Annotated in this window: 8 protein-coding genes; 6 read left to right on the top strand and 2 right to left on the bottom strand. The window is 72.5% G+C overall.

The annotated features are described in order from the left end of the window. The first annotated feature begins 103 nt into the window (after window positions 1–103). Together ABZ749_RS23570 and ABZ749_RS23565 are read left to right on the top strand one after the other, a co-directional pair. Window positions 104–1810 carry a DUF6077 domain-containing protein gene (locus ABZ749_RS23570; protein ID WP_357231178.1) on the top strand — a complete coding sequence of 569 codons (1707 nt, stop codon included), beginning with the start codon at window positions 104–106 and terminating at the stop codon, window positions 1808–1810. Between the two features lie 228 nt (window positions 1811–2038). After that, complete coding sequence (locus ABZ749_RS23565) at window positions 2039–3796, top strand: CDP-glycerol glycerophosphotransferase family protein (protein WP_357231175.1); 1758 nt, start codon at window positions 2039–2041, stop codon at window positions 3794–3796. Window positions 3797–3904: 108 nt separating this feature from the next. Here the strand turns inward: ABZ749_RS23565 and ABZ749_RS23560 are convergent, their stop codons facing one another. After that, complete coding sequence (locus ABZ749_RS23560; RefSeq protein ID WP_357231172.1) at window positions 3905–4243, bottom strand: DUF952 domain-containing protein; 339 nt, start codon at window positions 4241–4243, stop codon at window positions 3905–3907. A 113-nt stretch (window positions 4244–4356) separates the two neighbouring features. Here ABZ749_RS23560 and ABZ749_RS23555 point away from each other — a divergent pair, with 113 nt between their 5' ends. The 3 genes from ABZ749_RS23555 (at window position 4357) to ABZ749_RS23545 (ending at window position 6843) form a co-directional block, all read left to right on the top strand. After that, window positions 4357–4668 (top strand): hypothetical protein, encoded by a 312-nt coding sequence (locus ABZ749_RS23555; protein ID WP_355007115.1) that lies wholly within the window; start codon window positions 4357–4359, stop codon window positions 4666–4668. 78 nt (window positions 4669–4746) lie between these two features. Beyond that, entirely contained in the window at window positions 4747–5403 is a 657-nt protein-coding gene (locus tag ABZ749_RS23550; protein WP_357200340.1) for a response regulator transcription factor, read from the top strand. Window positions 5404–5412: 9 nt separating this feature from the next. Beyond that, window positions 5413–6843 (top strand): HAMP domain-containing sensor histidine kinase, encoded by a 1431-nt coding sequence (locus ABZ749_RS23545; protein ID WP_357231169.1) that lies wholly within the window; start codon window positions 5413–5415, stop codon window positions 6841–6843. Window positions 6844–6853: 10 nt separating this feature from the next. Here ABZ749_RS23545 and ABZ749_RS23540 read toward each other — a convergent pair whose 3' ends face one another. After that, window positions 6854–7810: a TAXI family TRAP transporter solute-binding subunit gene (locus ABZ749_RS23540; RefSeq protein WP_357200346.1), complete on the bottom strand. Its 957-nt coding sequence runs from the start codon at window positions 7808–7810 to the stop codon at window positions 6854–6856. A 17-nt stretch (window positions 7811–7827) separates the two neighbouring features. Here ABZ749_RS23540 and ABZ749_RS23535 point away from each other — a divergent pair. Beyond that, window positions 7828–8056, top strand: a 229-nt coding sequence (locus ABZ749_RS23535) for a hypothetical protein (protein ID WP_357231166.1), incomplete at its 3' end; no start/stop codon positions are given.

The raw sequence follows: 8056 nt of genomic DNA, 5'->3' as shown, positions 1-8056 counted from the left end.
CCCACCCCTGTCGTCACGCCGCCCGGTCCGCCCAGTCGAGGTCCAGCCCGAGTCGTTGCCGCAACGCGTCGTTGTACGGCCGGTAGTAGTCGGTCCCGCCGCCGTGGCCGCCGTCTCCGCCGGTCTGGCCGACACCAGTGTCAACGTCTCCTGGTGGATCCCGGCCGTGTCCGGCCTGCTCGCGGCCGTCGGCGGGCTGCTGCTGGTGCGCCAGGCCTGGCTGAGCGGCCCGACGCCCACCCCGGCCGCCCCGGCACCCACTCCGGCGCAGTCGGCGTACGCGCTGGTCGTCTCGGTCCTGGTCGGCATCTCGTCGTTGTTCATGGCTCGCAACACCCCGGACGACGTCTACTACGTCGGCAAGTCGGTGTGGATCGCCGAGCGTGACCTGATCCCGCTCAACGACTTCCTGTTCTCCGAGAACGTGCTGCCGTCGATGGGCTCGCAGCCGCCCATCCCGTCGATCGAGGTGTTCGACGGCGCGTTCGCCAACGTCATCGGCATCCACGCCAGCTCGGCTCTCTGGTTCGTGCTGCTGCCGATCATGGCGGTGCTCGCAGTGCTGGCGCTGTGGCGGCTGACGCACCGGTGGGCCCCGCGCCGTCCGGTGCTCGCCTTCACCGTGGCGATCGCCTACCTCTACCTCGTCGCGGGCGGGGACGCCGCACTGGGCACGTTCCACCTTCCCCGGCTGCACGAGGGCAAGGGCATGTTCGTCTCGGCGGTCATCCCGCTGATGTGGCTCTACCTGACCGAGTGGTTCGACAACCGGTCGCGGCGCAGCCTGCTGCTCATCGTGGCGCTCTCGATCACCGCGATCGGGCTCACCAACACCGCGGCGATCATCCTGCCGATGCTGGTCGGCGCCGCCGGGTTCGCCATGCTGCTGGTCGGCCGGTGGAAGGCGGCCGTGGTCGCGGCGGTCGCCGCCCTCGCGTACCCGATCGGCTCGCTGGTGGTCTCCCGCCTGGTGCTCGGCGGGATGAGCGCGACCGGCGCGGACGACGCCTTCTTCGACGCGGCGTACACCTACCGGCGAACCCTGCTGTTCGGCGTGGTCGGGGTCATCAGCGGTCTGGCGCTGTGGTGCGGCGCGTTGCTCGCCCGTCGGCGTACGCCGGCCCTGCTCGCCGCCGGCGCCGCCCTCGCGCTGAGCGTGTTGTTCGTGCCCGGCGTGCTGGAGTTGCTGAGCGCGTTGAGCGGCATCTCGGTGGTGCTCTGGCGCGTGCCGTGGCTGCTCGCCCTGCCGACGCTGATCGGTCTGCTCTGCACCGTGCGCGTGCCGGCACCGACTCCGGCGCTGCGCCGGGCGGCGTCCGGGGGGATCGCGGTGCTCCTGGTCGCCTCGTTCGCGTTGTTCGCCACCCCGATGTGGTCGCCGAAGAGTTGGGTCGACGTGCACGACCGCCCCACCTGGAAGCTTCCGCAGCAGCGTCAGGCGATCGCATTCTGGATCAAGGGCCTGGACCGTCCGCAGGGCCTGCTGCTCGCCCCGAAGACGATCATGCGCACCACGCCGATCGTCACCAGCGAGGTCCGGGTTGTCCTGCCCCGTGACTTCTACCTCGTCGAGTACGACCTCAACTCCCAGTTCGCGAAGGACCGACTGCTGCTCGCCGGCTTCGCGGACGGTGCCGCCAGCCCGACGCCGGCCGAGTTGACGCCGGCACTGGACCGCCTCGACGTGGGCACCATCTGCGTCTACAACGGCAACCGGTATGCCCGCGAAACCGTGCCGCAGCTGGGCTACCAGGAGTTCGCCAAGCGCAAGGCGCCCGGTGCGATGACCTGCTTCCGGCGGATCGGCTGAGCGCTTCACCCGCGCCGAGCGCCCGACCCCGTCAGGGGGTCGGGCGCGCCCCGGTGCGCAACTTTGCCCGAAATGGTGCCGGATACCCGAGCGACACCGAGCTGTCCCCTCGCGTTAAGGTCGCAGTCACACGCAGCCGGCCGCGACTGAGCCGCTGCGCGACGGGGGAGTGACGTCGGTCCATCACGGGCACCGCCCGCAACGAAATCTCGTAGGGAGCGAACTCGTTTGTTCGGCACGTTGACAGCACGCCTCGGGGTGGCCGCCCAGAGTGCGCTACTGGTACTGGCCTACCTGGTCATGCTCGTCGGTGGCGTATTCGGTTGGATCGGCCTGTTCGCCGTCGCCGGGTTGGCCGCCATCATCGGCGAGTTCGCCGTCGCCCGCTGGTCACCGCCCTCGCAACTGCTGTTGGAGAAGGTGGGCCTGCACTGGTCGTACCGGCAGCTGACCCGCGACCTCGCCGCCGTGTTGCTGGTCGTCGCCGAGGTGCGGCTCAGCGGCGGCGAGCTGACCATCCTGCTGGTGCTGCCGGCCGCGGTGTGGGTCGTGTCGGTCTTCGCGGGTGCGCTCTCCACCATGATCGAGCGGCGTAACCCGCTCTCCGCCATGGTGCGCAACATCGAGCTGGGTCCACTGTCCAGCGCCCCCCAGCCGCCCGCCTGGGCGGCGGCGGTCGCCGGTGACCGGATGCCCCTGCTCAACCTGCTGCTGGTGCCGGCCGGCGTGGCCGCCGCGGTGCAGCACGATCCCACGCCGTTCTTCGTGGCCGGCGCGGTGGCGGTCGTGGCGACGGGTCTGGTGGGCGCCATCATCGCGCTGACCTGGCTGCGGGGTCGGGGCAGCGGGCAGGGTCCGTTGCTGCCGGCGGTCCAGCGCTGGATGGACAACTACAAGCCGGAGGTGGCGCTCTACTTCGCCGGCCCCGCCAAGGATGTCTACCAGGCGAACATGTGGCTCGCCCCGACCGAGGCGCTCCAGCAGCGCGCTGTGGTGCTGATGCGCAGCCGGGAAGCGTTCCTCGAGCTGGCCGACACCCGGCTGCCGGTGATCTGCGTACCGGCCGGCGTCGACTTCATGAACCTCGACCTCGGCGGCATCCGCGCGGCGCTCTACGCCGCGAACGTCGGCGCGAACATCCACATGCTCCGCGAGCCGGGTACGAAGCACGTCTTCGTCGGGCACGGTGACAGCGACAAGCAGGCCAGCGTCAACCCCTACAGCAAGGTGTACGACGAGGTCTGGGTCGCCGGCCTGGCCGGCCGGGAGCGCTACGCGCGGGCCGGCGTGGGGGTGCTCGACTCGGACATCGTCGAGATCGGCCGGCCGCAGCTCGCCGGGGTGCACACCTTCGGCGCCGAGTCGGTGGACCGGCCGTTCACAGTGCTGTACGCGCCCACCTGGGAGGGGTGGCTCGACGACGACCCGTACCACACCTCACTGGTGCTGATGGGTGAGCGGATCGTCAAGGGGCTGCTCGCCACGAACCCCCGGGTGCGCCTGATCTACAAGCCGCACCCGCTCACCGGGTCGCGGTCCAAGGCGGCGAAGGCCGTGCACGAGCGGATCGTCACGGCGATCCGCACGGCCGGCGGCAACCCGGACGCGTCCTCCCTGGACGGCACCGAGCACCTGGTGGTCACCGGCCGCACGCCGGCGTTGTTCGACTGCTTCAACCAGACCGACCTGCTGATCAGCGACGTGTCCAGTGTGGTGTCCGACTTCGTGCAGAGCCAGCGGCCGTACGTGGTGGCCAACCCGGCCGGTCTGTCCGAGGACGATTTCCGCCGCGAGTACCCGACGGCGCGGGCCGCGTACCTGCTCTCCAAGGACTGCGGCGAGCTGGAGAAGATCGTGTCGGTCACCCGGGCCGGTGACGACCCGATGACCGAGGCCCGCCGGGAGCTGAAGACCTACCTGCTCGGCCCGGCCGAGGCGAACCCGATGGACCGGTTCCAGCAGGAGATCGAGCGGCTCTGCCGCTGAGCCCCGCCGCTACGGCATCGCGCCCGGCCCGACACTGTCGGGTCGGGCGCGTCCGCGTCAGCCGGTGGGGCGGCCACCGGGTCAGCCGCGTCCGTGTGGGCCACCGGTTCAGCCCAGCAGGGCGGCCACCGCGTCGGCGACCGGAACGTCCGCCGGCAACGCCCGCGCCGCCACCACCGCCGCGACCGGCAGCGGGCCGTACACGTGCGGGAAGAGCTGCCCGCCGCGCGACGGCTCCCACCGCAGCGCGTCGCCCAGGCGCTCCTCCTCGACGCTGAGCATTGTCAAGCCGGTCGCCCCGGTGAAGTACCGTCGCGCCGTCTCGACCACCTGGTCGGCGCCGGAGAGATGGATGAAACCGTCCTGCCGGTCCACCGCGGAGCCGGTGAAGGCGCCGGCGGCGCGGGCGTCGTCCCATTCGGCGCTCGACAGCAGTTTGTAGATCACCACAGCAGCGTACGGGGCGGTGGTCGGCGCGCCCGCCCGGTTTTCGCCGGTACCGCCGCGCCCGTCGCCTCCCGCCGGGCATGCTCAGGTCAAGGGCCGCGGAGGGATGGGCGATGCAGAGCTACGACGACGACTGGACCGACAGCCAGCGCGCGCTGTACGACGAGTGCTACCGGGCCGGCGGTGAGTGGGCCGAGGACCCGGACACCCCGTCCGAGGACGTGCAGTACGTGATCAACCTGGCGGAGGCGGACGACGACGCCTTCCAGGACGCCGAGATCGACTACCCGCCCCTGGTCGACGCGGTCACCCAGGCCGGCGGGGTCAGCGTCACCAGCGTGCCGGCCAGCCACGAGGATCCGGGTTTCCGCGGCTTCACCGACGGCGTCCGGGACGCCACCGCCGACGACACCTTCGGCCTTTAGGGCGGGTGGGCGGCCTCCCGGTTCGCGCGCACTTCTGCCACCATTCGCAGAACAGCGCTGCGAGGGACGGGGGCACGGGTGCGGATCCTGCTGGTGGAGGACGACCGCCGGGTGGCCGCCGCGCTGTCGTCCGCCCTCACCCGCCGGGGATACGAGGTCGAGCACGCGGCGACCGTCGCCGCCGCGCTCTCCGCCGCGCCCTGTGACCTGGTGCTGCTTGACCTGACCCTGCCTGACGGGGACGGCACGGACCTGTGCCGGGAGCTGCGTCGGCGCAGCAGCCAGCTCGGCATCATCGCGGTGACCGCCCGGGGTGAGGAACGTGACCGGGTGCTGGGTCTGCGCCTGGGCGCTGACGACTACGTGGTCAAGCCGTTCTCGATGGTGGAGTTGCAGGCCCGGATCGAGGCGGTGTTGCGCCGCGCCGCGAACGCCGCGCCCGAGCGGCACCTCATCGAGGCCGGACCGGTCCGCATCGACGTGGCCGCGCGGACGGTGACCGTCGAGGGCCGTGCCGTCACGTTGACCCGCAAGGAGTTCGACGTGCTGCTCTCGCTGGCCCGCCAGCCCGGGGTGGCGGTGCCCCGCGATCGGATCCTGCTCGACGCCTGGGGCACCACCTGGGCCGACCGGCACACCGTCGAGGTGCATGTCGGGTCGCTGCGCGGCAAGCTCGGCGACGCCCGCCTGGTGGAGACCGTACGCGGCGTCGGCTACCGGCTGCGCGACTCGTGAGGAGCTGACGTGCGCCGTCGCCTGGTGATCAGCTATCTGCTGCTGATGGTCCTCGTCCTCATCGCGTTGGAGACACCACTGGCCGCCACCATGGCCAGCCGCGAGACCGAACGGGTCCGCGCCGACCGGCTCGCCGACGCGACCCGGTTCGCCTCGCTGGCCGGACCGGCGTTGCGTGACGGCGGGCCCGGCCCGATCGAGTCGGAGCTGACCAGCTACGACGACCTGTACGCGATCAGCGCCGCGATCGTCGACCGGGACCGGAACATCCCGGTCTCGTCGCCGGGTTGGCAGGCCAGCCCGGGGACCGCGACGGTGCTGGACGTCGCCCTCTCCGGGCAGCAGACCAGCGCCCCCGAGTCGGTCTGGCCCTGGACGACCGACCCCGTGGTGGTGGCCGTACCGATCAACGACGGCGGTGAGGTGCTCGGGGCGGTGGTGATCGTGACCCCGGCCGGCCCGATCCGCCGAGCCGTCGTCTCGTGGTGGCTGCTGCTCGCCCTGGCCGGTCTGCTCGCCGTGCTGGCCTGCGTGCTCACCGCGTTCGGGCTGGCCGGTTGGGTGCTGCGCCCGGTCACCGAACTGGACGCGGTCACCCACGAGATCGCCGAGGGCGACCGGGGCGCCCGGGTGCAGCACCGGCTGGGCCCGCCGGAGCTGCGCCGCCTCGCGGCCAGCTTCAACCACATGGCCGACGTGGTCTCCGACGTGATGGACCGGCAGCGTGCCTTCGTCGCCCACGCCAGCCACCAGCTGCGCAACCCGCTCACCGCGCTGCGGCTGCGGGTGGAGGAGTTGGGGCCCAGTCTCACCGACCCCGACGGTCGGTCCGAGCACCGGCTGGCCCTGGAGGAGACCGACCGGCTCGCGCTGGTGCTCGACGCGTTGCTGACCCTCGCTCGGGCCGAACGGGAGGAGAACGAGCGCGTCACGGTGGACGCCGCCGCGGTGGCCGCCTCCCGGGTGGCCGCATGGGCGCCGCTGGCCCGGCACCGGTCGGTCGCGTTGCGGCTGGCCACTACCGACGCCCCGGCGTACGCGCAGACCGTGCCGACCGCCGTCGACCAGGCGCTGGACGCCCTCATCGACAACGCGGTGAAGTTCAGCGGGGCGGGCGGGGCGGTGACGGTGACGGTGGCCCGCCGCGACGGCGGGGTGGCGCTGGAGGTCCGCGACTCGGGCCCCGGCATGACCGAGAGTCAGCTCGGCCAGGCGACCGAGCGGTTCTGGCGGGCCCCGGACGCGCAGAATGTGGACGGCGCGGGGCTCGGGCTGACCATCGCCGCCGTGCTGGTGGACGCCTCGGACGGGCGGCTCACCATGCGCCCGGGGGAGTCGCGGGGGCTGATCGCCGCCCTGTGGTTCCCGACGCCGACCCTTCCGGTGGAGCCGGCGGAGGAGGAACCGGCCGCCGACCTGCGACCCTCCCCGGCGCGGTGAGGCTCGGCCGTCACGGTTTGGTGGCGCGGTACCAGGATGCGGCGCCGGGGTGCAGCGACAGCGGCGCGGTGACGATCGCCGAGCGGGGGCTCATCCGTCCCGCCGCCGGATGGGCGGCGGCCAGTTCGGCCCGGCGTTCCATCAGCAGCCGGGTCACCTCACGGACCAACGGCTCCGGCAGGTCGGCCCGGACGATCAGGTAGTTGGGGTCGGCCACGGTGGTCACCGCATCCACCCCGTACACCGAGCGGGGGATGTCGCGGGAGACGTAGACCTGGCCGTACCGTGAGCGCAGCGGCTCGGTCCACTCGCTGAGGTCCACTATCCGAATGGCGCTGGCCTCGGCCAACTCCTCGATTCCCCGGACCGGCAACCCGCCGGAGAAGAAGAACGCGTCGATTCGCCCGGAGCGTAGCGCCGCCACCGAGTCGTCCAGTCCGAGCCGTTCCCGGCGCACCTCGTCACCACCGAGGCGGGCCACCTCCAGCAGCCGCGTCGCGGTGATCTCGGTGCCCGAGCCGGCCGCGCCGACGGAGACTCGCCGGCCGCGCAGGTCGGCGACGGTGCGGACCGGGCCGCCGCTCGTGGTGACCAGGTGCAGTTGGTCGTCGTACACCCGGGCGACGGCGTCGACAGCGGGGCTTCCCGCCGTGCTGGTGGGCAGCACATCGGCCTGGGTGAAGCCCAGCTCGGCCCCGCCGGAGCCGACGAGTTGGACGTTCTCCGCCGAGGCGGCGGTGATCACCACGCTGGCCCGTACGTCGGGGAGTTCCCGGTTGAGGATGGCTGCCAGGGACCGCCCGAACGCGTAGTAGACAGCGGTGGGGCTGCCGGTGGCGATCCGGATCGACGTCGGCTCGGTCGGGGCGTCCCGGCAGCTGGCGATGGCCAGGTTCGCGATCAGCAGCACCGTCGACAGGGCGGCCAGGCCGGCGCGGCGGGACGAGGTACGACTCACGCGGTGCACTGTGCGCCGTCGGGCGGGTGCGCGCAAGCCCGGGTTGGCGGTGTGCCGGACGGTCGGGACCCGATCAGCAGGCCGCGCGACCTGCCGGCGCCACGCCCACGCCCCGTGCCGGCGCCGGGGTCATCCCGCGCGCCGTCGCCGTCCCGGGTTCCGCCAACGCCGTCAGCGGCGGCCGCATCCCCCGGGAGTTCATCCCCTCGGTGGACGCCGGTGCGCAGGACGCGCTGCAGTACGGCATCCTGGCGG

The sequence above is a fragment of the Micromonospora sp. NPDC047753 genome (assembly GCF_040642735.1).
Lineage (GTDB): Bacteria > Actinomycetota > Actinomycetes > Mycobacteriales > Micromonosporaceae > Micromonospora.
Note: the sequence above shows the minus strand (reverse complement) of the source record. Positions and strands in the feature narration are given on the sequence as shown.